This window comes from Sphingomonas sp. Leaf208 (assembly GCF_001421415.1).
Classification (GTDB): domain Bacteria; phylum Pseudomonadota; class Alphaproteobacteria; order Sphingomonadales; family Sphingomonadaceae; genus Sphingomonas.
Window position 1 is genome coordinate 428,676 of sequence record NZ_LMKH01000012.1, and the last position, 21,896, is coordinate 450,571.

Annotated in this window: 26 protein-coding genes and 1 pseudogene; 16 read left to right on the plus strand and 11 right to left on the minus strand. The window is 64.5% G+C overall.

All coding sequences use genetic code 11. The features are described from left to right. Positions 1 to 125: 125 nt before the first annotated feature. From pheT to rpmI, 5 genes are all read right to left on the minus strand, one after another. On the minus strand, positions 126 to 2,648 hold the full coding sequence (gene pheT / locus ASE69_RS08040; RefSeq protein ID WP_056484985.1) for a phenylalanine--tRNA ligase subunit beta: 2,523 nt from the start codon (positions 2,646 to 2,648) through the stop codon (positions 126 to 128). Beyond that, complete coding sequence (pheS, locus tag ASE69_RS08045; protein ID WP_200924151.1) at positions 2,645 to 3,745, minus strand: phenylalanine--tRNA ligase subunit alpha; 1,101 nt, start codon at positions 3,743 to 3,745, stop codon at positions 2,645 to 2,647. The genes pheT and pheS overlap by 4 nt, the downstream gene beginning before the upstream one ends. Before the next feature lie 22 nt (positions 3,746 to 3,767). After that, on the minus strand, positions 3,768 to 4,097 hold the full coding sequence (locus tag ASE69_RS08050) for a GIY-YIG nuclease family protein (protein WP_056484988.1): 330 nt from the start codon (positions 4,095 to 4,097) through the stop codon (positions 3,768 to 3,770). A 332-nt stretch (positions 4,098 to 4,429) separates the two neighbouring features. Continuing rightward, positions 4,430 to 4,795 (minus strand): 50S ribosomal protein L20, encoded by a 366-nt coding sequence (gene rplT / locus ASE69_RS08055; protein ID WP_056054375.1) that lies wholly within the window; start codon positions 4,793 to 4,795, stop codon positions 4,430 to 4,432. Positions 4,796 to 4,814: 19 nt separating this feature from the next. Beyond that, complete coding sequence (gene rpmI / locus ASE69_RS08060; RefSeq protein ID WP_031395289.1) at positions 4,815 to 5,018, minus strand: 50S ribosomal protein L35; 204 nt, start codon at positions 5,016 to 5,018, stop codon at positions 4,815 to 4,817. A 168-nt stretch (positions 5,019 to 5,186) separates the two neighbouring features. Between rpmI and ASE69_RS08065 the strand changes: the two genes are divergently transcribed. Further along, on the plus strand, positions 5,187 to 7,322 hold the full coding sequence (locus ASE69_RS08065) for an AsmA family protein (protein WP_200924142.1): 2,136 nt from the start codon (positions 5,187 to 5,189) through the stop codon (positions 7,320 to 7,322). A gap of 583 nt (positions 7,323 to 7,905) precedes the next feature. Here ASE69_RS08065 and ASE69_RS08070 read toward each other — a convergent pair. Then, the gene (locus ASE69_RS08070) at positions 7,906 to 8,748 is read right to left on the minus strand and encodes an inositol monophosphatase family protein (protein WP_056484989.1); all 843 of its coding nucleotides are present in this window, start codon (positions 8,746 to 8,748) and stop codon (positions 7,906 to 7,908) included. Between the two features lie 90 nt (positions 8,749 to 8,838). On the opposite strand from ASE69_RS08070, the gene ASE69_RS08075 reads away from it, so the two are divergent. Further along, positions 8,839 to 9,378 carry a peroxiredoxin gene (locus tag ASE69_RS08075; protein ID WP_056061405.1) on the plus strand — a complete coding sequence of 180 codons (540 nt, stop codon included), beginning with the start codon at positions 8,839 to 8,841 and terminating at the stop codon, positions 9,376 to 9,378. 93 nt (positions 9,379 to 9,471) lie between these two features. Continuing rightward, positions 9,472 to 10,527, plus strand: coding sequence for a sensor domain-containing diguanylate cyclase (locus ASE69_RS08080; RefSeq protein WP_056484990.1), 1,056 nt, complete (start codon positions 9,472 to 9,474; stop codon positions 10,525 to 10,527). 416 nt (positions 10,528 to 10,943) lie between these two features. Here the strand turns inward: ASE69_RS08080 and ASE69_RS08085 are convergent, their stop codons facing one another. Beyond that, the gene (locus tag ASE69_RS08085) at positions 10,944 to 11,561 is read right to left on the minus strand and encodes a YbhB/YbcL family Raf kinase inhibitor-like protein (RefSeq protein ID WP_056484992.1); all 618 of its coding nucleotides are present in this window, start codon (positions 11,559 to 11,561) and stop codon (positions 10,944 to 10,946) included. Between the two features lie 3 nt (positions 11,562 to 11,564). Further along, positions 11,565 to 12,077, minus strand: a complete 513-nt coding sequence (locus ASE69_RS08090) for a hypothetical protein (RefSeq protein ID WP_156362227.1) — start codon at positions 12,075 to 12,077, stop codon at positions 11,565 to 11,567. A gap of 100 nt (positions 12,078 to 12,177) precedes the next feature. Here ASE69_RS08090 and ASE69_RS08095 point away from each other — a divergent pair, with 100 nt between their 5' ends. Together ASE69_RS08095 and ASE69_RS23210 are read left to right on the plus strand one after the other, a co-directional pair. Continuing rightward, positions 12,178 to 12,603 (plus strand): DUF1810 domain-containing protein, encoded by a 426-nt coding sequence (locus ASE69_RS08095; protein ID WP_056484994.1) that lies wholly within the window; start codon positions 12,178 to 12,180, stop codon positions 12,601 to 12,603. Between the two features lie 66 nt (positions 12,604 to 12,669). Continuing rightward, positions 12,670 to 12,795, plus strand: coding sequence for a hypothetical protein (locus tag ASE69_RS23210; RefSeq protein WP_259457500.1), 126 nt, complete (start codon positions 12,670 to 12,672; stop codon positions 12,793 to 12,795). A gap of 153 nt (positions 12,796 to 12,948) precedes the next feature. Here ASE69_RS23210 and ASE69_RS08100 read toward each other — a convergent pair. Next, a pseudogene (locus ASE69_RS08100) lies at positions 12,949 to 13,596 on the minus strand (DsbA family oxidoreductase). Between the two features lie 103 nt (positions 13,597 to 13,699). On the opposite strand from ASE69_RS08100, the gene ASE69_RS08105 reads away from it, so the two are divergent. The 11 genes from ASE69_RS08105 to ASE69_RS08155 all read left to right on the plus strand — a co-directional run bounded on the left by ASE69_RS08105 (position 13,700) and on the right by ASE69_RS08155 (position 20,821). Continuing rightward, entirely contained in the window at positions 13,700 to 14,287 is a 588-nt protein-coding gene (locus ASE69_RS08105; protein WP_056484996.1) for an alpha-ketoglutarate-dependent dioxygenase AlkB, read from the plus strand. A 127-nt stretch (positions 14,288 to 14,414) separates the two neighbouring features. Next, entirely contained in the window at positions 14,415 to 14,942 is a 528-nt protein-coding gene (locus tag ASE69_RS08110; RefSeq protein WP_235518267.1) for a MarR family winged helix-turn-helix transcriptional regulator, read from the plus strand. 216 nt (positions 14,943 to 15,158) lie between these two features. Continuing rightward, on the plus strand, positions 15,159 to 16,034 hold the full coding sequence (locus ASE69_RS08115; RefSeq protein ID WP_056485000.1) for a LysR family transcriptional regulator: 876 nt from the start codon (positions 15,159 to 15,161) through the stop codon (positions 16,032 to 16,034). 149 nt (positions 16,035 to 16,183) lie between these two features. Further along, on the plus strand, positions 16,184 to 16,627 hold the full coding sequence (msrB, locus tag ASE69_RS08120; protein ID WP_056485002.1) for a peptide-methionine (R)-S-oxide reductase MsrB: 444 nt from the start codon (positions 16,184 to 16,186) through the stop codon (positions 16,625 to 16,627). A 1-nt stretch (position 16,628) separates the two neighbouring features. Then, on the plus strand, positions 16,629 to 17,168 hold the full coding sequence (gene msrA / locus ASE69_RS08125; protein ID WP_056485004.1) for a peptide-methionine (S)-S-oxide reductase MsrA: 540 nt from the start codon (positions 16,629 to 16,631) through the stop codon (positions 17,166 to 17,168). Positions 17,169 to 17,235: 67 nt separating this feature from the next. After that, entirely contained in the window at positions 17,236 to 17,940 is a 705-nt protein-coding gene (locus ASE69_RS08130) for a glutathione S-transferase N-terminal domain-containing protein (protein WP_056485006.1), read from the plus strand. Continuing rightward, positions 17,937 to 18,905, plus strand: a complete 969-nt coding sequence (locus ASE69_RS08135; protein WP_056485008.1) for a magnesium and cobalt transport protein CorA — start codon at positions 17,937 to 17,939, stop codon at positions 18,903 to 18,905. The genes ASE69_RS08130 and ASE69_RS08135 overlap by 4 nt, the downstream gene beginning before the upstream one ends. Next, the gene (locus tag ASE69_RS08140) at positions 18,902 to 19,474 is read left to right on the plus strand and encodes a hypothetical protein (protein WP_056485010.1); all 573 of its coding nucleotides are present in this window, start codon (positions 18,902 to 18,904) and stop codon (positions 19,472 to 19,474) included. Before ASE69_RS08135 ends, ASE69_RS08140 begins: the two co-directional genes overlap by 4 nt. A gap of 61 nt (positions 19,475 to 19,535) precedes the next feature. Next, positions 19,536 to 19,985 carry a hypothetical protein gene (locus ASE69_RS08145; RefSeq protein ID WP_056485012.1) on the plus strand — a complete coding sequence of 150 codons (450 nt, stop codon included), beginning with the start codon at positions 19,536 to 19,538 and terminating at the stop codon, positions 19,983 to 19,985. Positions 19,986 to 20,046: 61 nt separating this feature from the next. After that, on the plus strand, positions 20,047 to 20,448 hold the full coding sequence (locus ASE69_RS08150) for a RidA family protein (protein WP_056485014.1): 402 nt from the start codon (positions 20,047 to 20,049) through the stop codon (positions 20,446 to 20,448). 82 nt (positions 20,449 to 20,530) lie between these two features. Then, positions 20,531 to 20,821, plus strand: a complete 291-nt coding sequence (locus ASE69_RS08155) for a DUF2218 domain-containing protein (protein ID WP_056485016.1) — start codon at positions 20,531 to 20,533, stop codon at positions 20,819 to 20,821. A 37-nt stretch (positions 20,822 to 20,858) separates the two neighbouring features. On the opposite strand, the gene ASE69_RS08160 is transcribed toward ASE69_RS08155, so the two are convergent. Further along, complete coding sequence (locus ASE69_RS08160; protein WP_235518269.1) at positions 20,859 to 21,353, minus strand: peroxiredoxin family protein; 495 nt, start codon at positions 21,351 to 21,353, stop codon at positions 20,859 to 20,861. Between the two features lie 42 nt (positions 21,354 to 21,395). Beyond that, on the minus strand, positions 21,396 to 21,827 hold the full coding sequence (locus tag ASE69_RS08165) for a GlcG/HbpS family heme-binding protein (protein WP_056485018.1): 432 nt from the start codon (positions 21,825 to 21,827) through the stop codon (positions 21,396 to 21,398). Between the last annotated feature and the right edge of the window lie 69 nt (positions 21,828 to 21,896).

Genomic DNA, 21,896 nt, shown 5'->3' on the forward strand with positions numbered 1-21,896 from the left:
CCTCACTCCACCCCGGCGAAGGCCGGGGCCCAATTGGGAAACGTCGCCAACTGCGCGCATCGCTCCGTTACACCGGCCTTGCCATTTGGGCCCCGGCCTTCGCCGGGGTTGTGTTTGGGGGAGCGTTATCCTCTCAGGCTCGCGCCCTGTTTTGCCGCCGCTGCGACCACCTTATCGGCGATCGCCTTGATCTCGTCGTCGGTGAAGCTTTTGGCGGTCGGTTGCAGGACGACCTCGACCGCGACCGACTTATGGCCCTCTTCGACGCCCTGCCCGGTGAACACGTCGAACACGCGGGCCGAGACGATCGCGACCTTGTCCGCCCCCTTGACCGCGCGGACCAGCGTGTCGGTGGCGAGCGCCGCCGGCACGAGGAACGCGAAGTCTCGGCGGACGGCTTGCAGCGCGGGCGGCGTGTAGGCCGGACGCGCGAAGCCAGACGCACGCTTGGGCGGGATCGCGTCGAGGTAGACTTCTACCGCAGCGACCGCGCCGTCGAGGTCGAATGCCTTCAGCACCGACGGATGGAGCATGCCGAAGCTTGCCAGAACCGTCTTCGGCCCGAGGCGTAGCGTGCCGGACTGGCCGGGGTGCCATGCATCGCCGGCCTCACCCCCTTCGGCTGCGCTCAGGACAGGCATGACTTGCAGGTTATCGACCGGCGCGCCCGACGCGGCGAGAAGCGCCAGCGCTTCGGCCTTCGCGTCATACGCGTCGAAGGTCGCTGCTTTCCCATCGCGCCAGCCGCGGGGGCGGCGGTCGCCGGCGAGGACTACGCCTAGCGTCGCGCGCTCGGCTTCGGCCAGGTAGCGGCGGCCGATCTCGAACAGGCGGACGCTCTGCTGGCCGCGCTTGAGGTTGCGGCCGGTCGCTGCAAGCAGGCCGGGGAGCAGCGACGGGCGCATGACTTTCAGGTCTTCGCTGATCGGGTTGGCGAGCGTCCATGCGCCCCCACCGAACGGCGCAGCTTCGGCCTCCGAAAGGAAGCTCCACGTTACCGCCTCGTCGAGGCCGCGGGCAGCGGCCGCCCTGCGTGCGCGACGTTCGAGCTTCTGCTCGGGCGTGGCGGTCGGCTTGGCGACGCCGGGCATCCGCGGGAGCGGCGTCGAGGGGATATTGTCGATGCCCTCGATGCGGACGACCTCTTCGACGAGGTCGGCGGGACCGTCGACGTCGCGGCGCCAGGTCGGGATCGTGACCGGCCATTTGCCCTCGATCGTCGAGAACAGCGCGTCGCTGAACGCGTCGGCGCTCTTGATCGCGCCGATCGTGAAGCCGAGCGACAACAAGGTCCGCGCCTGGCGTTCGGGGGCGACGTGGAGGCCACCGAGGTCCGCGCTCAAGCGCGGATCGTAGTGGATCACGCGGGGTTCGAGCGGGGGTTCGCCCGAGCGGGTGACGTCGCTGGCCGTGCCGCCGCAGATGTGGAGGACGAGCGCGGTGGCGATCGCCAGGCCGTCTTCGAGGAACGCCGGATCGACGCCGCGTTCGAAACGGCTGCGCGCGTCGGAGGTGAGCGTCAGCTTCTGGCCGGTGCGGGCGATGTGGTCGGGATCGAAATACGCGCATTCGATCAGCACGTCGGTGGTGTCCGCCGAGACGCCCGAATGCTCGCCGCCCATGACGCCGCCGATGTCGTGCACGGCCGCGTCGTCGGCGATGACGGTCATGGTCGCGTCGAGCGTGTAGGTCTTGCCGTCGAGCGCGACGACCTGCTCGCCGTCCTTTGCCTTGCGCGCGACGAGGCCGCCGGAGAGTTTGGCGCGGTCGTAGACGTGCAACGGGCGGCCGAGGTCGATCATCAGATAGTTGGTAATGTCGACGAGCGCGGAGATGGGCTTCTGGCCGATCGCGATGAGGCTGCGACGCATCCACTCGGGGGATTCGCCGTTGGTCACGCCGGTGACGGTCTGCGCGAAGAAGGCGGGGCAGCCTTCTGGGTCTAGCGTCGCGACATCGGGTCCGGATCCGGTCCTTGCTCCGTCATTGCCGCGACGGCTGGGATCGAGTTCGCCGTCTGCCACTGCCGCGCCTTGGGTCCCGGCGTCCGCCGGGATGACGGAGGGGGTGGGAATGGTCAGGGGTGTGAGCGTGCCGAGGCCGGCGGCGGCAAGGTCTCGGGCGATGCCGCGGACGCCCATGCAGTCCTGGCGGTTGGGCGTGATCGCGACGTCGATGACCGGGTCGGTGAGGCCGGCATAGTCCGGGTACGCGGTGCCGATCGGGGCGTCTTCGGGCAGTTCGATGATGCCGTCGTGATCCTCGCCGAGTTCCAGCTCACGCGTCGAGCACATCATGCCGTTCGATTCGACGCCGCGGATGCTGGCGAGCTTGAGCGTCACGTCGAGGCCGGGGACGTACGTGCCGGGCGCGCCGAACACGCCGACCAGGCCGGCGCGTGCGTTGGGGGCACCGCAGACGACTTGGAGCGGACCGTTACCGGCGTCGACCGACAGGATCTGCAGCTTGTCGGCCTGCGGGTGGCGTTCGGCGCTGAGGACCTTGGCAATCTTGAACGCGGCGAGCTTCTCGCCGGGGTTCTCGACGCCTTCGACTTCGAGGCCGATGCGGGTCAGCGCCTCGACGATCTGGTCGAGGGTGGCGGTGGTTTCGAGGTGCTGCTTGAGCCAGCTGAGGGTGAACTTCATGCGCCGACTCCGCCGGACAAGGTGGGGACGTCGAGGCTCGAAAAGCCGTAATGCTTGAGCCAGCGGATATCGCCGTCGAAGAACGGGCGGAGGTCGTCCATGCCGTATTTGAGCATCGCGAGCCGGTCGATCCCGCAGCCGAACGCGAAGCCCTGCCATTCGTCGGGGTCGAGCCCGCAGGCTTCGATCACCTTGCGGTGGACCATGCCCGAGCCGAGAATCTCGAGCCAGCCATCGGGTTCGGCGCCGCCGACGACGCGCTTGCCCTTCACCAGCGTGTAGCCGACGTCGATCTCGACCGACGGCTCGGTGAAGGGGAAGTAGCTCGGGCGCAGGCGGAGGACGATGTCGTCGCGCTCGAAGAACGCCTTCACGAACGTCTCGAGCGTCCACTTCAGGTGGCCAAGCGTGATGCCCTTGTCGATCACGAGGCCCTCGACCTGGTGGAACATCGGCGTATGCGTCGCGTCCGAGTCCGAGCGGTAGGTGCGGCCCGGCGCGATGATGCGGATCGGGGGTTTCTGGTTCAACATCGTGCGGATCTGTACCGGCGAGGTATGCGTGCGGAGGAGCATCCGCCTCGCGGGCTCACCGTCGCCCGCATCAGCGTCGTCTAACTTACCATCTGACGACGCCATATAGAACGTATCGTGCATCGCACGCGCCGGGTGGGACTCAGGAATATTTAGCGCAGTGAAGTTGTGCCAGTCGTCCTCGATCTCGGGACCGGTCGCGACCGCGAAGCCGAGGTCGGCGAAGATCTCGGCGAGTTCGTCCATGACCTGGCTGACCGGGTGGATCGTGCCGGCGGGCGTCGCGTCGGCGGGGAGCGTCATGTCGAGCGTTTCGCTGGCGAGGCGCGCGTCGAGCGCGGCGCGTTCGAGCGTGGCTTTGCGCTCGGCGATGCCGTTGGCGACGGCTTCGCGGAGCCCCTGGATCAGCGGGCCCTGCACGAGGCGTTCGTCCGACGTCATCTTGCCGAGCGTCTTTAGCAGCGCGGTGATCGTGCCCTGCTTGCCGAGCGCCTCGACCCGGCACGCATCGAGCGCGTCGAGGCCGGATGCGGCGGCGATCGCCGTCAACATGTGGTCGCGCATCTGGTTCAGGTCTTGCGTCACGTCATACTCCCAGGGCGGGTTCGGTCAGGCGGGGCAGCCCGAGGCCGATACCCAGATCGTCCCAATTTTCGTTGTGCGCTTCGATCAGCTCGATCTTCCACGCTCTTCGCCATTCCTTCAGCCGCTTCTCGCGAACGATCGCGGCCTCCATCGTGTCGAACATCTCGTAATAGGCGAGACGCTTGATGCCGTACCGGCGAGTGAAGCCGGGGATCAACCCCTCTCGGTGCTGAACGAGGCGTGCGAGGAGATTTGAGGTGACGCCGATGTAGAGCGTGCCATGGCGGCGGGAGTGGAGGATGTAGACGCACGGCTGAAAGGTTTCGCGCATTTTCGTGCTCCCCTGATCACCGCGTCCCGGATCTTTTAAATCCGTGATTATAACCCCGTCATCCCGGCGGACGCCGGGACCCACGGTAGCGGGCCGGGTGGTGGTAGCACGTTATCGCCGGGTCCGCGTTAACCGTGGGTCCCGGCGTTCGCCGGGATGACGGATGGGGGTTTAGGCGGAACGGAGGCTAGGGATCGAGGATTGAGTTTGCGGTTGCGGTTTGCATGGTGAAACATCGCCTTCCACCAGCGCTCAAACACCCCGCCAGAACGCAGAAAGGGCGCCGGTGGTCTCCCACCGACGCCCTCCCAAACCTAACCTTAGTCGCGAAATTACGCGGCCTGGGGGAGAGCCGCCTTCACCTGGGCGACGATCGCGCTGAACGCAGCGCCCTCGTGCATGGCGATGTCGGCCAGGACCTTCCGGTCGAGTTCGATCCCTGCGAGCTTCACGCCGTGCATGAACTGCGAATACGTCAGACCTTCGGCGCGGACGCCAGCGTTGATGCGCTGGATCCAGAGGCCACGGAACGTGCGCTTCTTAACCTTGCGGTCGCGGTAAGCGTACTGTCCGGCCTTCTCGACGGCCTGACGGGCGATGCGGATGGTGTTCTTGCGACGGCCGTAATAGCCCTTCGCCTGAACCAAAATACGCTTGTGCTTGGCGCGGGTGGTAACACCCCGTTTTACGCGTGCCATTGTCTAATTCCTTCTCAGCTCAACGCAGGCCGTAAGGCGCCCAGGCCTTCACTGCTGCGGTATCGGCCTTCGACAGCAGCTTGGTGCCGCGGTTCTGACGGATGTACTTGCCGTTGTGATGCGCCAGACGGTGACGCTTGCCGGCGACGCCGTGCTTGAGCAGGCCGGTGGCGGTGAGCTTGAAGCGTTTCTTGACGCCGCTCTTGGTCTTCAGCTTGGGCATTTTTATCCTTTCGGTTACGAAGGAGGACGCTGAAATCGCCGCGGCAGCCCACACTGGCCGGGCGATTCGTAGAACGCGTTCCCTTCGAGGAAGCGGGCCGCATAGACGCAATGATCCGCCATATCAACCGTTGTGGAACTGACGCGGCTGTCGTGCGATAGGCCAAGCATGGACGACAACCCGACGCAGCCGATCGAGACCCCTTCCACGGCCCCGGAAGCAGCCTCCGCGCAAAAACGTCGCAAGCGGCGGATACTGCGCAACATCCTGCTCGGGATCATCGCGGTCGTCGTCGCGATCTGGCTGGTGCTGTACATCACCAAGGGGCGCTTCCTGAAGCATCCGTTCGAGCGCGTCGTCGGGTCGCTGACGCACCGGACGCTGACCGTGCGCGGCGATTTCCAGCTCTATTTCGCGCCGTTCCGCATCAAGCTGTACGCGGAGAATTTCACGCTCTCGAATCCCGACTGGGCGAGCAAGCCCAATTTGTTCCAGGCGGACAAGCTCGACACGCGGATCGCGCCGCTGTCGCTGCTCTTCGGCAAGCGGCGGCTCTACTGGCTCGATCTCGTCAACGGCGCGGTCGACCTGGAGTGGAACGCGGCGCATTCGGCGAACACCTGGACGTTCTCGAACAAGAAGGGTGGCAAGCCACTCGAATTCCCGCGGATCGACGTGGCGACGGTGACCGGCACGACGGTCCGCTATCTCGATCCGCGGATGCGCGTGCTGGCGGACCTGAAGGTCGCCGACATCCGCTCGGTCGATGCAACGATCGGCCGCGCGGTCGGACTGACGGGCAAGGGGCGGTTGCGCGAGACGCCGTTCACCGTGACGGCGCAACTCCTGTCGCCGGATGCGACCGCCAATCGCGGGCAGAACAAGCTGGTCGCGCGGGCGCGGGCGGCGGGGAACATCATCGACGTCGCGGGCACGCTGCCGAGCATCGCCGATGTCGAGAACGTGCCGCTCGCCGTCACCGCACGTGGCGCAAACCTGTCGACGCTGCTGGGCGTGATCGACGTCGCGATCCCGAACACGCGGACCTACAAACTGCGCGCGCAACTCATCAAGCAGGGCGACGAATACGCCTTCACGCACCTGCGTGGCTTTGCGGGCCGGACCGATCTTGCGGGCAAGCTGACGATTACCAACGGCGCGCGCATCCATCTCGATTCGGTGCTCACGACCAAAAGCCTCGACATCATCGATGCGGCCCCGTTCATCGGCTTCAATCCCGACATCGTCGAGTCGCGCGGCGCAGTGGCTGCCGCTGCCGCGACGGGCGCCGCGCCACAGCGCCTGTTGCCCGACGGGAATCTGCCAGTCGCGACGATGCAGATCTTCGATGCCGACCTGAAATGGACGATCGGCGTGGTGAGATCGCGCAACCTGCCGATCTCGAACATCGACTTGACGCTCGACCTGGAGCGGGGGCGGTTGGCGCTGTCGCCGCTGACCTTCTCGATGGCGCGCGGGAACGTGGCCTCGGACGTCATCTTCGATACGCGCGCCCGGCCGAGCGCGGTCTCGTACGATATCCGCCTTGCGCCGACGCCGCTGGGGCGGTTGCTCAAGGGCTATGGGCTGACCGAGGCCGGGACGACGGGTACGGTCAAGGGTCGCATCAAACTTGATGGCCGGGGCGACTCGATCCACGATTCGCTGGCGTCGTCGCGCGGGCGGATCGCGTTCGTGTTGCCGTCAGGGGCGCTTTCGGTGCGCAACGTTCAGTTGGCTGAACTCGACATCGGCACGTTCGCGCAGCGGATGTTCCAGGGGAAGCTCGACGAGCCGGTACACATCAATTGCGGACTGATCGGCTTTACCGTGCGCGGCGGTGTCGCGGCGGCGGACCCGATCCTGATCGACACGCGCAAGAACGTGATCGTTGGCCGTGGCGGTTTCAGCTTCCGCAACGAGGCGGTGGATCTGGCGTTTCGGGCGGATTCGAAGAAGTTCAGCCTGTTCGCGGGGCAGTCGCCGGTCGGGGTCGGCGGTTTGTTTGCGGCGCCTAAGCTCAGCGTGATCTCGAAGGATCTGCTTGCGCGGGTCGGGAGCGGACTGGGGCTGGCGTTGGTGGCGACGCCGGTCGCGGGGATCCTGGCGTTCGTCGATGTCGGCGATGCGAAGTCTACCGCGTGCGGGCCGGTGCTCTCCGGGGCTACGGCGGCGGCGCAGCGGACTACCAAGGGCCAGCCGCGTGACGACGTGGGGCATGGGACGACCGCCAAGGCCGAGGACGGGAAGACGTCTGACGCGGAGCGGAAGGGGCAGCGGAAGAAGTTTCTGGGGATCTTCTGAGGGGATGGGGAGGATGGTACGCCCCCCCCTTCCCTAGCTCACTTATCCTGGCGTCAGGCGGGCGTCGGTTCTGATGGTTGGGCTTGCGCAGGCGGTTAGCGTTGCGTGTCCATGGGTCCCGGCGTCCGCCGGGATGACGGATGAGTGTGTGAGAGCGGGGCTTGGTGGTGAACATACGGGCCGGTTGCTGCCGGTGTCCGGTGTCCGGTGTCCGGTGTCCGGTGTCCCACGTAGATATGAAGTACATGCGCTGTTCAAGCCGGATCGCGGCGTTCGAGCTGGATAGCGGCTTGGCTACGACGCTGCCGTCGCTAAGCACTTACTCCTCACCACACCAACCCCGTCACCCCGGCGGACGCCGGGGCCCATGGTTGGGTCCGCCCAGACGGATAGCGCTCCGTGTCCATGGGTCCCGGCGTCCGCCGGGATGACGGCGAGGGGTGATGATGTGGGGGCGTTGCGGTTTGCGGTGACGTCTTTTGCCCCTCCCGCTTGCGGAAGTGGGGAGGGCTGATCGCGTGCCGGACGCCAGTACGTACGTCGTGCCCTCCCCTGACCCCTCCCGCGGGCGGGAGGGGAAGCTTTAGCCGTGGTCGTGGCCGTCATGGGCATCGTGATCGTGCCCGTCATCCTGCAACCGGTGCATCGCCTCGAGCACGTCGTCCATTCGCGCGGGGTCGCCGATCGCGAGCACATGACCTTCGCTGTCTGCGGTCAGCGGGTCGCCGTTCCAGTCGCACATGCGGCCGCCGGCGCCTTCAACTACCGGCACAAGGGCGGCGAAGTCGTAGAGCTTCAGGCCTGACTCGCAAACCACGTCGAGATGGCCGCTAGCGAGCAGGCCGTAATTGTAGCAGTCGCCGCCATATACGGGACCTTGCCGCGGGTTGCCGCCCGAGATCGCCGCGACCAGCGCCAAGTAATGCGGCACGTCGACCTCGTCGAACAGATGCGGGCTGGTGGTGGCGATCGTCGATCCTGCCAGTTCGCGGCAGGTGCGGGTACGGACCGGTACGCCGTTCAAAGTGGTCGGACGCCCCGCGACACCGACCCAACGCTCGCGCTGGATCGGCTGGTCGATGATCCCGAGTACCGGCCAGCCATCCTCGACAAGCGCGATCAACGTCCCGAAGATCGCGCGCCCGACGGTGAAGCTGCGCGTGCCGTCGATCGGGTCGAGCACCCATTTGCGGTTGGTGACGCCCGTCTTCTCGCCAAACTCCTCGCCGATGATGCCGTCGCCCGAGCGCTCGGCGTCGAGCAACCGGCGCATCACCGATTCGGCCTCGCGGTCGGCGCGGGTGACGGGAGATTGGTCGTCCTTGATCTCGACGCCGTGCTCATGGCGGAAATAGGGTCGGATGACGTGGCCCGCAGCATCCGCGAGGCGGTGCGCGAGATCGATATCGGCTTGGGTTACTGGCATATTTCCAGCCTATCGAGCGCAAGCGCCACGGGCAATGGACGGATCGTTCGTGCCAGCGTAGGTCATTGCAATCCAACCGGAGTATCATCCATGCGCCTCGTCTCGACACTTGCCACTGCCGCTGCCCTCCTCGTCGCGGCGCCTGCGCTGGCGGCACTCGCACCCGGCGCCAAGGCTCCGGATTTCACCACGCGCGGCGCGATCGCCGGCAAGGTTTTTACCGTCCACCTCGCCGAACAGCTGAAGAAGGGCCCGGTCGTGCTCTACTTCTTCCCGGCGGCCTACACCGGCGGCTGCAACGCCGAGGCGCATGCTTTTGCGGAAGCGATCCCGGCGTTCACCAAGGCAGGCGCGACCGTGATCGGCATGTCGGCCGACAATGTCGAGACGCTCAGCAAGTTCTCCGCTGAGAAGTGCGCGGGCAAGTTCGCGGTCGCCAGCGCCGGGCCGAACGTGGTCAAGGGCTACGACGTCGCGCTCGGCAAGCAGATGGCCGGGCGCGACATCACCAAGCGCACCAGCTACGTCATCGCCAAGGACGGCCGCATCGCGTTCGTGCATGACGAGATGAACCCCGAGGCGCATGTCTCGACGACGCTGGCTGCGGTCCAGAAGCTGACGGGCAAGTAATGATCGATACCGGACCGGCAAATACCTGCCGGTCCGGTGACATTATGATAACGCTTTCGGGTCTATCGCTTTGGCGGGGACGCGGGGGATGACATGCGCGACGTACGAGTGGCCGGATCGATACGGGGCGCAAGACCTGACACGACGCTGTTCGAGCGGATCGGCGCGTTTCTCGACGAGCAGAAGCTGAGCCCCGATCCCGCGCATTACGCGTTTGCCTATGCCGTGATGTCGGCACCCGGGAGCGATTTGGCCGCGCAAGTTGCTGCGCTGACGCAGGACGGCGTTCGTCTCACCCGATCGGATATCGAGCGACTCGGGGGAACGGTCATCGACGAGCCCCCGTCGGGCCGATCGCGGCGGACCAACGGCGCTGCAGACACCAACCCCGATCAGACACCCGATACCGCGATCGCGCTCGTGATCGAGACGCAGCAGCAGGTCGATGGCTTCGTGCAGATCGTGCGGACGATGCAGGCCGAGACGCATGGCTTTGGCCGCGAATTGGCCAGGAGCGCGGCATCGATCGCGCAATTGGCGGAGATCGACGAGATCGCCGAAATCACCAGTGCGATGATCGCCCGTATTCACGACAGCGAAGTGCGGCTGGCGGCGGCGACCGCAGAGACGGATTCGCTGCGGTCGAAGCTGATCGAAGCGCGCGATACGGCACGTCGCGACGTACTGACCGGCCTGCCCAATCGACGCGCGTTCGAGGAAGCATTCGCGACGCGCGACCGGAACGCGGGGCCCTATTGCCTGGCCTTGTGCGACATCGACCGGTTCAAGCGGATCAACGACCTGCACGGCCACGGGGTCGGCGACCGCGTGCTCACCGCGATCGGCCAGGCGATGACGGCCGAATGCGCCCCGCACCTCGTCGTCCGCCATGGAGGCGAGGAGTTCGCGGTTTTGATCGGCGGGATCGCCTTGGCCGAAGCTGCCGACATGCTCAATGCCGTACGCTCGACGGTCGCTGGCAAACGCTTCCGCAACCGCGAGACAGACACCGCGCTCGGCGTCATCACCGTATCGGCGGGCGTGACCGCGATCCATGCCGACGAAGCCGCCGAAACCGCGTTCCAGCGTGCCGACCAGCTGCTCTACACGGCAAAGAAGAATGGCCGAGATCGGGTCTGCGCGGGTTAATCCCGGGAGTTGGCGCAATGTGCGACCAGCAAGTGGTAATTTTCACCAACCCGGCTCTCGCAAAAACAAGAAATCTTGGTAAATCAACGAGGTAAGAAACTGGCACGCGCCATGCAAATCATTCGATATCGGCAGCCGGATGGTCCGGCGCCCGACCATCGAAGGAAAATCTCATGCCGATCCGTTTCGAAACCGCTCAGCGCATCGCCTTCTCGCTCGTCGGCGCACTGTTCTTCGCAGCCATTGCAGTCGGCACTGCTGTCCCGATCATCCCCATCGCCTGAGCAGGACACCCATCATCATGAATCGCAGCATCCTCATCGGGCTCATCGCCTTTTCCACCACCATCCTGCTGATCGCGACACAGACCGGCGGCGCGCTCGCCTGAACGACGAGGCGCCTGCCGAGCGTCACAGTCAGGCGGGCGAGGCCAATCCCACCGGCCCTACGGGGGCCTCTTCTTCACGCGAATAGGTTCCGATCAACAGCCCTGCCGCCAGCACATGCCCGTTGATGGCCTCGACTACCGCCGAGCGCCCGGGTGTCGCGCCGACATCCCCTGCGCCTGCGCCAATCGCGAAGACCTGGAACGCATAGCGATGCTCGCCGTGACCGCTGGGCGGATCGGGCGGCAACCAGCCCTCGCGCATATAGGAATTGCGACCGACGTCGCGACCTTTCGCGTCGCCCTCACCGTCTGCAGCAATCGCGCCTTCGGCTAGTTGTCCCGCATCCGCCTCGAGTCCCCAGATGATTGCGTGCACCAGGGGTTGCGGCGCCGGAGCATCGGCATCCTCGACGATCAATACCATGCGCTCGGTCCCTGCCGGCGGTTCGCTCCACACAAGCGGTGGCGACACGCCTTCCCCGTCCGCGGTGAAGCGCGGCGGCATCCGTGCTTCGTGCGCGAACGCCGGGCTAGTCAGGGTCAACGTCTCGAAGTTCTCGCCGAGCTGGACGATCGCAAGCTTGTCGATACCGGCACGCAAGCCGCTCATCGCGTGGCCAAGCCAGGCGGGGATGTGTTCGAGCATGGCTTATCCTTCCGACGGGCAGGTTTCGGCACGACGGGCGGGGGCCGCGCCATCATACCAGTCGCTCTGCGGGCCCATCTTGGCTGCGTCGTGGTAGCAGACCTGGGTCTTGCCGCGCTTCGGGTCGACGATCACCGTCCAGTTGTGGTCGCCGCAATTATGCTCCTCGCAGCCCCAGGAGGCGACGCGGTCGCCCATCTTGAACACGGGCGTTGCCGGCCCCGATCGACCGCGGATCATCTCGCGCAGCTTCGCATCGCCGACCGCATTGACGAGGCCGGTCGCAACGTCGGTGCGATCGTAGAAATCGACGCCGTCGACCGCATCATGCGGGTATTTGCCGACATAGGCGGTGATCGGCGTGGTCTGCGCTTGGCCTGCGATCGGCGCGGGCGCGCGGGTCTCGGGCGGGGTGAAGCCGCTGGGCGCTGCAGTCTTGGTGGGATCGTCGTTGCGTCCGCATCCACCGACGAGAAGCGGCGCCGCGAGCAGCGCGACTGCAATTGCCGTCCTCATGATCGCACCGTCGTCATCACCTGATCTCCTGAACCCTCCCTGCAACGCATCGACCGGCATCGTGGTTGCGGAGGGGGGCTAATGCGACCATCTCGGGTGCATGGAGCATGATCTCGATCGTTTCGTCACGGCACAGGACGGCGTCTATCCGCAGGCGCTGGCGGAGTTGCAGCGCGGGGCCAAGCGCAGCCACTGGATGTGGTTCATCTTCCCGCAGATCGCCGGACTGGGGCAGAGCGCGATGGCGCGAACCTACGCAATTGCCGGGGCGGACGAGGCTAGGGCGTATCTCGCGCATCCGGTACTCGGACCGCGACTGATCGAGGTCACGCAGACGGTAGCGGCTGCGTCTGGATCCGCCGAAGCGATCCTGGGCGGGATCGACGCGGTGAAGTTGCGGTCATCGATGACGCTGTTCGCCGTGGTTGCCGACGATCCTTCGCCGTTCCGCGCGGCGCTCGACCGGTTCTTCGGTGACGAAGACGACCAGGCAACATTGGACCTGCTTGCGTCGGGTCCGCGATAAGACGGGTGTATCGCCTGCGAAAGGTGTAGCATCCCAGCGGGGCCTTCCGCCCCATGAGGTGCCGTGATGGCGAAGAGCCAGAAGAAATCGAGCAAGGAAGTCCGCAAGCCCAAGGCCGAAAAGGCACCCAAGGCGAACGCGTCCAACCCGACCACCAAGGGCAAGCCCGTCGAGATGACGACGCTGAACTGAGGCGCGCCGGGGCGGGTACCGCCCCGGCAAGATCTTCGACCGGGCGATGACGGGGCGCCCTCCGTTGTTCCGGTCGATCGGGCGCAGTGCAGTGTGCCCGAGACAATTACGCGTCAGGCAACTCAACCCCGCTGCCTGACCACCCGATCCAGATCAGCCCGCTGCGGCGATCTGCCGTAGTGCCTGTTCGAAGACTTCGACCGGTTGGCCGCCCGAGATCAGATGCCGGTCGTTGATCACGATCGCCGGCACCGCATTGATCCCGCGAGCGCGCCACAGTTCCTCCGCCGCGCGAACTTCGTCCGCATAGCGTCACGACCGAAGCACCTCTTCGGCGGCAACGGGATCAAGTCCGGCCTTTGCGGCGGCATCGACCAGGACGCGGTGATCGCCTGGATCGACATTATCAGTCAAATTCGCGGTGAAGAGCGCGTGCTTCAGCGCCGCTTGGCCCCCTTCGATCTGCGCCCAGTGCAACAGCCGGTGCGCGTCGAACGTGTTGTAGATCCGGCTCGTCTCGGTCATCGCCATCGTGAAACCGAGGTCGCGCGCGCGATCGACGATCATTGCGCGGTTCGCCGCCGACTGTTCGGGCGTGGACCCGTATTTCTCCGCGATATGCTCGCCGATATTCTGACCGCCAGCGGGCATCGCCGGATTGAGTTCGAACGGCTGGAAGACGATCTCCGCGTCGAGCGCATCCGCCGCGCGGGCCAACGCCTCTTCCAGCGCGCGCAGGCCGATGATGCACCACGGACAGGCAATGTCCGATACGAAGTCGATCTTGAGATGGGCGGTCATGTCAGTCTCCGGCAAGCGCGCTCCGCGGTAGATGGCGGCGGTCGGATGAGCAACCGCGGGGCTTTCGGCTGGCGATGGCCACCCACATCCCTACATCCGCTCGATGGCAAATCCGACCGCAGACCTTTTCGGCACGCCCGTCCTGCCTGGGCTCGAGTATCGCGACGCGCTGCTCAGCCGTGACGAGGAGGTGGCACTGATCGCCCGGATCGACGAACAGGACCTGGCGCCGTTCCAGTTCCAGGGTTGGCTAGGCAAGCGGCGGACCAAGTCGTTCGGCTGGCATTATGATTTCGACACGAGCCAGTTCGGTGCGACCGATCCGTTGCCCGACTGGCTGCTGCCGATCCGCCAGCGCGCCGCCGCGTTCGCGGAACTGCCGGAGGAGGCGCTCGTCCAGGCGTTGTTGATCCGGTACGATCCGGGGGCGGGGATCGGCTGGCACCGCGACCGGCCGGTGTTCGAGCATGTCGTCGGAATTTCGCTCGGTGTGCCAGCGACGATGCGGTTCCGGCGGCGCAAGGCCGGCGGCTTGGACCGCGCCGCCGTACCGCTAGCGCCGCGGTCGGTGTATCATCTCAGCGGCGAGGCGCGCTACGACTGGGAGCACAGCATCGCCGAGATGGAGGTGACGCGCTGGTCGATCACCTTCCGCAGCTTTACCGACCCCGCACGGCAAGACCGGCGCTGACGTTTCTGCGGTTCGGCGCGGTGAAGTTCACGGCGTACGAGGCTGGCGGCATCGCTCCGTTTTATCGAACACCGTCCGATCGGGGTATCGCTTGCCCTATATGCTTCGCGCACATATGGATCTCGCGATGGATAGTCCTCGAGATCGCAATGTCTTCGGCGCATTCGCGCTCATGATCAGCGACGACATCATGCGTGCGACGTCATCGCAAGCGCCGGAAGCTGGCCCTGCGGCATCGGCGCTCGCGTTGCTCGCGCACCAGCCCGGGCTCTCGATCCGCATGCTGGCAATCGGAGTCGGCCTTTCACATGCAGGGGCCGTTCGCCTGGTCGATCGGCTGGCGAGCGAAGCTTTGATCGAGCGTCGGGAGCATTCGACGGACGGCCGTACGCGTTCGCTCTACCTTACGCCCGCTGGCAAGATCTCCAGCGACAAGGTCTTGGCCTCCCGCGATCAGGTCATTGCCGAAGGGCTGACGATCCTCACGCCGGACGATCTGAAGAACCTGTCCGACATCGCCGAACGCGTCCTGCGCGACCGCCTCGAAAACCTCAATCACTCCTACCGCATCTGTCGCCTGTGTTGCCACGAAGGGTGCACGAACTGCCCTATCGATGCCGAATTGCTCGAGCGAGGCGTAGACCGCGAGGCGTAGGACGAAGCGCAGGAAGTTCGCGGTCGTACCCGCTTGATGCCAGCTATCGAAAAACAGCGAGGAACCAGCGCATGTCGCTGCGCCAAATGAATATATGCGCCATGCATATAGCAATGACAGTGAACCGTAACTATATGCCTCAAGCATACTTATACCGGCTTCTTACCGACGGCGCGCTCCGAGGACGAAGAAGCAGTCAGCTGAGGGGTCGAGGCAATGGAACTCAATCAGGTCCGCTACTTCATCAACCTGGCCGAGACGCTCAATTTCACGGCGGCAGCACGGCTGAGCAGCGTGTCACAACCCAGTCTGACCCGCGCGATCCATCGCCTGGAGGAGGAACTCGGTGGGAAACTGATCCACCGCGACGGGAAGAACAGCCGCCTTACCGGCCTCGGTCAGGACGTCGAGGCGGAATTCAGGCGCATGGCGGCGGCGGTCAGGAGCGTCCGCGATCATTCCGAGAACTGGGCGATGGGACGGCACCGCGTATTGGACGTCGGCGTCGCGCCAACCGTCGGACCAAAGGAGTTCTCGGCGTTTTTCGAGAGCGCGCTGGCGGAAGTTCCGTCGGTCGAGATCAAGCTGCATTCGCTGCAGTCGAACGAGGACGCATCGGAGGTGCTGTCGGGAAAATACCACGCCTGCATCCTGCCGCGTGAAACGCGGCCCGACCTCAAGTTGAGCGTGCACCCGTTATTTCGCGAACGCTTCGTCCTCGGCTGTTCCGCGACCCATCCCCTGGCAGCCGGCGATATCGTGCGCGGCGAAGACCTGGTCAGGTTTCCGTTCGTCGACCGCCTCAAATGCGAGTTTCGCGACGAGATCCGCGATCACTTCGCGCGACGGGACGTGCTCGTGCAGCCCCGCTTTCGATCCGACCGCGAAGACTGGGTGCAGCGGGTCGTCGCCGACAGCGACGCGATATGCATTCTTCCGGAGCGATCGGCCACGGCGCACGGCCTCGTCACGCGCCCGATCGACGGGTTCGTCCTGGAGCGTGAAGTCGTGATCGCGACGGTCTCCGGTTCCACCGCACCAGTCGAAATACGCAAGATCGCTCAAATGGCAGCCCGGTACGCGTGGAATTGAGTCACGGCACGAACAGTATCGGTGGTATGGAAACTATACGTCCGGCGTATTGGATAATTCCAGGAGGTACTGCGATACACTGCATGATGACGAATACTATTTTCTGAACGTAGATCCTTCGTTCCTCTTGAAAAGTATTGAGTGATATCATGAAGTTTGAAAGATCGCAGGACGCAGTCGATCGACTGACCCCGGAGCAACGCCGGGTTACGCAGCACTCGGGTACCGAACGGCCGTTCACCGGAGAGTATGACGGCAACAAGGAGCCCGGAATTTACGTCGACGTCGTATCGGGCGAGCCGTTGTTCGCCTCGACCGACAAATACGAGTCGGGCTCCGGCTGGCCCAGCTTCACCAAGCCGATCGTGCCCGCAAACGTGAACGAGGTCCGTGACACCACGCACGGGACGGTCCGGACCGAAGTCAGGTCGGTGCACGCCGACAGCCATCTCGGCCACGTGTTCCCGGACGGTCCCGCCGACCGCGGTGGCCTGCGCTACTGCATCAACTCGGCGTCGCTTCGCTTCATCCCGCGCGATGAGATGGAGAGCGGAGGCTACGGCGAATATCTCGATCAGGCAGAGGAGGCTTAACATGCACGAGCGCGCCATTCTCGCGGGCGGGTGCTTCTGGGGCATGCAGGATCTGATTCGCAAGCGGCCCGGCATCGTCTCGACTCGCGTCGGTTACACCGGCGGCGACATTCCGAACGCCACCTATCGCAACCACGGCACGCACGCCGAGGGGATCGAGATCGTCTTCGATCCGGCGATAACGAGCTACCGGGCCATCCTCGAATTCTTCTTCCAGATCCACGATCCGACCACCAAGAACCGCCAGGGCAACGACATGGGGCTCTCCTACCGGTCGGGCATCTATTACGTCGACGACGCGCAGAAGCGCGTTGCCGAGGACACGATCGCCGATGTGGATGCCTCCGGGCTGTGGAACGGCAAGGTGGTCACCGAGGTCGTGCCGGTCGGAGAGTTTTGGGAAGCCGAGCCGGATCACCAGGATTATCTGGAGACGCGGCCGAACGGCTACACCTGCCACTTCGTGCGTCCGGGCTGGGTGCTTCCGAAGCGCCAGTCGGCTGCCGATGCGCAGCCTGTGGCTGGGATCGCAGCGGAATAGACGCAACGACCGCGCAGCGCGGTCTGGTCCGCAATCCTCCATGACCGCAGCACCAGGATCGCAGATTATGACCGACCTTTCGTCCTTCCCGATCACGCAACGCTGGCCGGCATCGCATCCCGATCGCATCCAGCTCTACGCCACGCCCACCCCCAACGGCGTCAAGGTCTCGATCATGCTGGAGGAAACCGGCCTGGCGTACGAGCCGCATTTCATCGACATCTCGAACAACGAGTCGAAGGACCCGGCGTTCGTGGCGCTCAATCCGAACGGCCGCATCCCGGCGATCATCGATCCGGCGGGGCCCGACGGGAAGCCCCTGGCGCTATGGGAATCCGGGGCGATCCTTCTCTACCTCGCCGAGAAGACGGGCCAGTTCATGCCCGTCGACCCTGCCCGACGGTACGAGACGCTTGCCTGGGTGTTCTTCCAGATGTCGGCGATCGGCCCGATGTTCGGTCAGCTCGGCTTCTTCCTGCGATTTGGCGGTAAGGATATCGAGGACAAGCGGCCTCGGCAGCGCTTCGTCGACGAGACCAAGCGTCTGCTCGAGGTCCTGGATCGCCAGTTGGAAGGTCGCGACTGGATCGTCGACGACTATTCGATCGCGGATATCGCGACGATCGGCTGGGTGAATGCGCTGGACGCGTTCTACGCTGCTGGCGACATACTTGGTCTCGACGACTATGCGAACGTCCAGGCGTGGCTTGCACGCGCGCTCGCGCGACCCGCGGTGCAGCGCGGCCTGCAGATCCCCGCGAAGCCGGCATGAGCGTAATCGCCGCCTATTATTACCACGAAGGCAAGCGGGTCCGGGCGATCGCGCTCGATGAAAGCATCGAACTGGGCGAGGATCGCACGGGCTTCTGCTGGATCGCGCTCGGCGAGCCTACCGACGACGAACTCAGCAAGCTCCAGGCAACGTACAATCTTCATCCGTTGGCGATCGACAACGCGATGCACCCACTGTGCCCGCCCAAGCTCGAAGTCTATAATGATGAGCTCTACATCGTCGCGCAGACCGCGGCGCTGGTGGGCGACCGGATCATCTACGGCAAGATGGCGATCTTCACCGGTCACAATCATCTCATCACCGTACGGCACGGAACCGCGGGCGCGCTGGGCAATCTTCGCGCGCAACTCGAGGGATCGACGACCTTGTCCCGAAAGGGTGTCGACTACGTCCTGCACGCCATCCTGCACCGCATCGTCGACCAGTATCTGCCGATCTTCGAGATGATCGAGGACGACGTCCTGGCGATGGAGAGACGGTCGCTCGACGACTTCCTCGAGCGAGAGGATGTCGTCCGAATCTTCGAACTGAGATCCGAACTCACGCGGTTCCAGCGTACGCTCGGCGCCATGGGGGAGTTGGTGGGAAAGCTGGTTCGCGGCCATTTCCCCTGCATCAGTGCCGACGTGACACCCTATTTCAGCGACGTCGCGGACCATCTCCACCGCGTCCAGTCGATGGTCGACGGCCTCCTCCATGTCCTGTCCACGGTTTTCGAGGCGAGCAGCCTGCTGGAGGCGCAACGCATGGGCGTGATCACCCGCCAGCTGGCAGCGTGGGCGGCGATACTGGCGGTCCCGACGGCGATCGCCGGCATATACGGCATGAACTTCAAGAACATGCCGGAGCTGGACGCGACCTACGGATACTTCATCGTGCTCGGCGTGATCGCAGTGTTCTGCCTGCTGCTGTTCGTGCGCTTCAAGAAGGCCAAGTGGCTATGACATCCCAACTGACCGACGTCCTCGAAGCGGTGCAGGCGTTCGTCGCCAAGGGCTATGACCACGAGTACCGCGTCAAGGACAGCAACCTCGTCGATCTCGAACTCGGATCGACCATCGAAGCCTGCACCATTCGCGTCGACGCGGCATTGCGCCTCGAAAGCGGCGATGATGGCGAGGATGCCTCCAACATCTACGCGATCACCGACCCGGCGACCGGGCACCGCGGCCTGTTGATCGACGCGTTCGACGTGTTCCACGAAATCTGTCCCCGCGACCTGTCCGAGCGGCTCGTTGCGGATCGGGAAACCGTGGCGGCAAGCGACCGCGATGCACCGACCAAGCACGGACTGCGCAAGGTGTTCAAGGACGAGTTCCACCGCGATCCCGAGCGCTACGTTCTGCGGGAAGGCTTTCCCGACTTTCCGTCATGCCCGTTCGGCGGAGGTTTCAGCATCCTCGGTTTCGACACCGCCGAGCAGGACTATGTCTGGCTCGTCACGAGCATCATCCGGGATCCCCGGCTGATCCGCGTCCCCTACCAGGGCGAAGACGTCAACAGCGACGAATAGCGACGTCGCAGGAGTACGAGTCCGCCGAACTATCGAAGCACCGTAACGCAAGGACGTCATCATGGACTGGAACAAGGCGCACATCCGAGAGACGATGCTCTCGCTGGAAACCGCAGCGCTGCAGAGCGCTCGGGAAAATTACCTCGACTATGTCTTCACCGCCAAGGTCGATCAAAGCGAACCGGTCGAGAACGACGAACTGGCCCAGGCCGAGATCGCCAGCGACCTCGCCGAAGCGCTCGACGATACGCTGCACGATTACGCCGACAAGATCGACAAGCTCAGGATGATCGATTTCGGCCCCAAGTCGACCGTCGAGGAAGGTGCCGTCGTCAAGCTGTCCGGCCGCTACTTCGCGATCGCCGTGTCGACCAGCCGGTTCACCTGTCAGGGGCGTGAGGTGATGGGCATTTCGACGATGGCGCCGATCTTCGAAGCGATCGAAGGTGCCCGAGCAGGCGAGACCGTGCAGTTCAACGGCCGCGACCTCATCGTGGAAGACGTGGGATAGGGGCCAGCCACCGACCGACGCGCCAGTCCCGAACATTGTTTATCTCATCGAAGGCAAGCTCATGACGACACCGTCGTTCTTCATAACCCCCGGTTACGGGACGCGCCTGCACGACGCGCTGCATTACTCCCAGGCGATGCGCATCGGCGACCGCGTGGAGATTTCTGGACAAGGCGGCTGGAACGACGATCTCGTCATTCCGGAGTCGATCGAGGACGAGATCGCGCAGGCGTTCGAGAACGTCGAACGGACGCTCGCGACGGCCGGGGCGAACTGGCGCCACGTCGTCCACGTCAATTCCTATCACGTCGGCGGCTTCCCTCCCATCATCAACGAGACGATGGCCAGGCTATACCGCCACTACATGCCCGACCGTGCGCCAATCTGGACGCAATTGGGGGTAGAGGCGCTGGGACTTCCCACCATGCGTATCGAAATTCGCGTGACGGCGATCATAGCGTGATCCGCCTTTGATCTGTGGCGCGACGCGTATCTCGAAAAATTTCACAATTTTCATCGAAGCACACAGTCTACGGGAGCACTTCATGTTCGAAGCCGAAGCACGCATCGCCACAATCGATGGCAGCCGCTATCTGACCGAGATCGCCAAGGCCTGGGTGCACACCTATCCGGTTCGCTACGATGCGCTGACCGCGGAGATCGAGCTTCCCGGCGGCCAGCTTATCATGACAGCCGATGGCGATAGCTTGTCGCTCCGGCTTGTGGGTACGGACCATGGACGCTTCGACGCCGCAAAGGAGGCCGTGGCCAAGCATGTGGATCGCGTGGCTGAACACGATACCGGCGTGCGCTGCGTCTGGCATGAGATTTCCTGATCGCATGCGGGACGATTGAACCGCCCAAATCTAGCAGTCAGGATGAGCCCTCGCTGCATAAGCTATGCCTGCCCCAGGTCCGCGATGAGCGTGTCCGCATCGAGATGGAATCCGAGAAGATGATGCGGCCGTTTGCATCGATGACGGTGAACCAGGGTGTTCCTCGCGTGCGGTAGTCTTCCATGAACGTCGGAAGCGTCTGCCCGGTCGGTGGCTCATCGTGACCGAAAGCGAGGGGAAGGTCATATTTGCGCTGGTTCACGCGCAACGTCTGGAATGTGTTCTCGTCCGCGCCTTCGAAGACGGTCTGGATCACCGCGAACCCCACGCCCTTGGGGCTCAATGCGCGATGTAATTTTTGTAGCGTCGGAAACCCGTGAAGATGGCAGCCGGGGCACCAATGCTGGAAGGCGAACAGGACCTTCGGGCCGGGCCCGAGGTCCGACAGCGTAAGCGGCGCGATCGCTCCTCCGTCGTGGTCGATCCATTTCTGCACCCGCAGCTCGGGGGCTTGGCGTTGGTCGATGCTCATTTGCTGCTCCAATTACGATGCGGATCGTCGGCTTGGCGGTCGTCAGGCCGGTAGCTCGAATCCGATTTTCTCGAGTGCCGCGACGCAGGCATCCTGATCCTGCTGATAATTACCCCCGGAGATGCCGATCCCGCCGATCAACTTGCCGTCCTCCAGGATCGGATAGCCGCCGCCGACCGCAACCATCCGCGGTCGATAGGCCAGCGGTGCCACCTTTGGATCGTTGGTCACATACTCGTTCCAGACATGCGTCGGGAACCCGAACGAGGCGGAGCTCCAGGCCTTGTCGATGGCAACGTCGACCGTGAGAAACGGAGCGTCGTCGGTCCGCTCGAACGCGCGTAGATAGCCGGTGGCGTCGACGACGGCGACGGCAGCCGGGATGCCGATTGCACGGGCCGCAGCGATCGCCGCGTCGATGAGGGCGACCGCGGTTTCGCGGTTGATCGAAGCGGTGGCGATGGATTTGGTCATGGGATTTCCTTCGCCGAGGCGCGATCCGTCGGCATTTGTGAGGTTGGAAATGAGTTTCTCGGCAACGAT

Coding starts and splice junctions, on each gene's coding strand:
- pheT (WP_056484985.1), bottom strand. CDS start 2,648: ATGAAGTTCACCCTCAGCTGGCTCAAGCAGCACCTCGAAACCACCGCC.
- pheS (WP_200924151.1), bottom strand. CDS start 3,745: ATGCGCGACCACATGTTGACGGCGATCGCCGCCGCATCCGGCCTCGAC.
- ASE69_RS08050 (WP_056484988.1), bottom strand. CDS start 4,097: ATGCGCGAAACCTTTCAGCCGTGCGTCTACATCCTCCACTCCCGCCGC.
- rplT (WP_056054375.1), bottom strand. CDS start 4,795: ATGGCACGCGTAAAACGGGGTGTTACCACCCGCGCCAAGCACAAGCGT.
- rpmI (WP_031395289.1), bottom strand. CDS start 5,018: ATGCCCAAGCTGAAGACCAAGAGCGGCGTCAAGAAACGCTTCAAGCTC.
- ASE69_RS08065 (WP_200924142.1), top strand. CDS start 5,187: ATGGACGACAACCCGACGCAGCCGATCGAGACCCCTTCCACGGCCCCG.
- ASE69_RS08070 (WP_056484989.1), bottom strand. CDS start 8,748: ATGCCAGTAACCCAAGCCGATATCGATCTCGCGCACCGCCTCGCGGAT.
- ASE69_RS08075 (WP_056061405.1), top strand. CDS start 8,839: ATGCGCCTCGTCTCGACACTTGCCACTGCCGCTGCCCTCCTCGTCGCG.
- ASE69_RS08080 (WP_056484990.1), top strand. CDS start 9,472: ATGCGCGACGTACGAGTGGCCGGATCGATACGGGGCGCAAGACCTGAC.
- ASE69_RS08085 (WP_056484992.1), bottom strand. CDS start 11,561: ATGCTCGAACACATCCCCGCCTGGCTTGGCCACGCGATGAGCGGCTTG.
- ASE69_RS08090 (WP_156362227.1), bottom strand. CDS start 12,077: ATGAGGACGGCAATTGCAGTCGCGCTGCTCGCGGCGCCGCTTCTCGTC.
- ASE69_RS08095 (WP_056484994.1), top strand. CDS start 12,178: ATGGAGCATGATCTCGATCGTTTCGTCACGGCACAGGACGGCGTCTAT.
- ASE69_RS23210 (WP_259457500.1), top strand. CDS start 12,670: ATGGCGAAGAGCCAGAAGAAATCGAGCAAGGAAGTCCGCAAGCCCAAG.
- ASE69_RS08105 (WP_056484996.1), top strand. CDS start 13,700: ATGGCAAATCCGACCGCAGACCTTTTCGGCACGCCCGTCCTGCCTGGG.
- ASE69_RS08110 (WP_235518267.1), top strand. CDS start 14,415: ATGGATAGTCCTCGAGATCGCAATGTCTTCGGCGCATTCGCGCTCATG.
- ASE69_RS08115 (WP_056485000.1), top strand. CDS start 15,159: ATGGAACTCAATCAGGTCCGCTACTTCATCAACCTGGCCGAGACGCTC.
- msrB (WP_056485002.1), top strand. CDS start 16,184: ATGAAGTTTGAAAGATCGCAGGACGCAGTCGATCGACTGACCCCGGAG.
- msrA (WP_056485004.1), top strand. CDS start 16,629: ATGCACGAGCGCGCCATTCTCGCGGGCGGGTGCTTCTGGGGCATGCAG.
- ASE69_RS08130 (WP_056485006.1), top strand. CDS start 17,236: ATGACCGACCTTTCGTCCTTCCCGATCACGCAACGCTGGCCGGCATCG.
- ASE69_RS08135 (WP_056485008.1), top strand. CDS start 17,937: ATGAGCGTAATCGCCGCCTATTATTACCACGAAGGCAAGCGGGTCCGG.
- ASE69_RS08140 (WP_056485010.1), top strand. CDS start 18,902: ATGACATCCCAACTGACCGACGTCCTCGAAGCGGTGCAGGCGTTCGTC.
- ASE69_RS08145 (WP_056485012.1), top strand. CDS start 19,536: ATGGACTGGAACAAGGCGCACATCCGAGAGACGATGCTCTCGCTGGAA.
- ASE69_RS08150 (WP_056485014.1), top strand. CDS start 20,047: ATGACGACACCGTCGTTCTTCATAACCCCCGGTTACGGGACGCGCCTG.
- ASE69_RS08155 (WP_056485016.1), top strand. CDS start 20,531: ATGTTCGAAGCCGAAGCACGCATCGCCACAATCGATGGCAGCCGCTAT.
- ASE69_RS08160 (WP_235518269.1), bottom strand. CDS start 21,353: ATGAGCATCGACCAACGCCAAGCCCCCGAGCTGCGGGTGCAGAAATGG.
- ASE69_RS08165 (WP_056485018.1), bottom strand. CDS start 21,827: ATGACCAAATCCATCGCCACCGCTTCGATCAACCGCGAAACCGCGGTC.